This is a genomic window from Myxococcus sp. CA039A (genome assembly GCF_013336645.1).
Lineage (GTDB): Bacteria > Myxococcota > Myxococcia > Myxococcales > Myxococcaceae > Myxococcus > Myxococcus llanfairpwllgwyngyllgogerychwyrndrobwllllantysiliogogogochensis.
This window is the reverse complement of sequence record NZ_JABUMQ010000655.1, coordinates 1-1,461: the sequence shown is the minus strand read 5'-3', so window position 1 is coordinate 1,461 and position 1,461 is coordinate 1. Positions and strand designations below refer to the sequence as shown.

Sequence of the window (1,461 nt, the reverse complement as noted above, 5' to 3'; positions counted from 1 at the left end):
CCACCACCCTGCCTCCGGAGTTCACTCCGACCCCCGAGGCCCGGCGCCGCATGAAGCCCTCCGCGTCCAAGCTGGCCTTCGCCGCGGGCCCCGTGCCCCTGCGCACCCTGGAGGACGCCCGGGCCGGAGACGGCCTCACCCCGGACATCACCGGCGCCAACGCTCGCGCCTACGGCCTGCCCGCCCCCGAGCGCACGCCCGAGGAGGCCGCCGACATCTTCTGGCGCGTGGCCGCGGGCGCGGACTTCACCTTCTTCGAGCACTACCTCGCGGACGAGGCCGGCCACGCGCAGGACTTCGTCGCGGCCCATGCCGCGCTGGACACCTTCGACGCCTTCCTGCGCGCCGTGGTGGCACACCGTCCCGCCGATGCCCGGGTGATGGTGTGCAGCGACCACGGCAACGTCGAGGACCTGTCCACGCGAGGACACACCCTGCACCGCGTCCCCGTGCTCTACTTCGGCCCCCCCGCGCCGGACGTCGAAGGCTTCACCACCGTCGCGGACGTGGGGCGCGCGGTGCTGCGCTGGCTCGGGGTGGAGTGAGGCTCGTGACGAGGGGATGGATGCGAAGACAGGGGAGCCTCGGCCACGCCCTGGTCCTGCTGGTGCTGGGCTTTCTCGCCGGCTGCTCCGCGCCGCGACGAACCACCATGGACGTCCCGACGGACGCCATGCGAAAGCCCGGTACGCCCACCGCCAGCGGAGCGCGCATCACCCTGGAGTTCCAGCCGCGAGACTCCGACGCCGCCACCCAGGTCCGCCTCGCCGTCGAACGCGCCCTGCCGCGAATGGCCCGCTGGGGCACCTTCGACGACTCCGTCGCCATCATCATCCACCCCAACCACGCCGCCCTGGAGCGCGCCGCCAACCGCCCGGACCATGACTTCCTGCGCGCGTGGGCCCGCTACGAGCAGATCGAACTCCAAAGCCCCCGCACCTGGACGCTCCTGGGCGCAAGCCAGGCCCAGGTGGACGAGCTGCTGCTGCACGAGCTCACCCACAGCCTGATGTACCAGGTGGCCTCGGACCGCCTGGGCTGGACGCGCAAGCGCATCCCCCTGTGGTTCCGCGAAGGCATGGCCTCGTACACCGCCGAGCAGGGCTACCGCGTCACGTCCCTCGAGGACCTGGCCCGCTACTGGAGCACCCACCCCCGCGCGGACCCGTTGGCCCAGGCCGACACCCTCTACCGACGCGAGAGCGACATCGTCTACGGGGCCGCCCACCACGCCTTCACCTTCCTGGCCCGCCGCTACGGCGAGCCCGTGGTGCGGGGCATCCTCCACGCCATGAGCCAGGGGCCCGACTTCGCCGAGGCCTTCACCCAGGCCGTGGGCCTCTCCCCCGACACCTTCCTCCAGGACTTCCGCCGCTACATCCAATGGCGCGGATTCAAGGGCGGCAGGCAACTTCGCCTCGCGCCCCCTCCTACTCCGGAGCCGCTGGGCATCCCTCCCCC

Annotated in this window: 1 protein-coding gene and 1 pseudogene; both read left to right on the top strand. The window is 72.3% G+C overall.

What is annotated here, in order from left to right; translation table 11 throughout:
* Positions 1-545, top strand: a pseudogene (locus HR086_RS46795) (metalloenzyme); the annotation flags it as partial.
* A gap of 20 nt (positions 546-565) precedes the next feature.
* Positions 566-1,461, top strand: an 896-nt coding sequence (locus tag HR086_RS46790) for a hypothetical protein (protein WP_174468905.1), incomplete at its 3' end; no start/stop codon positions are given.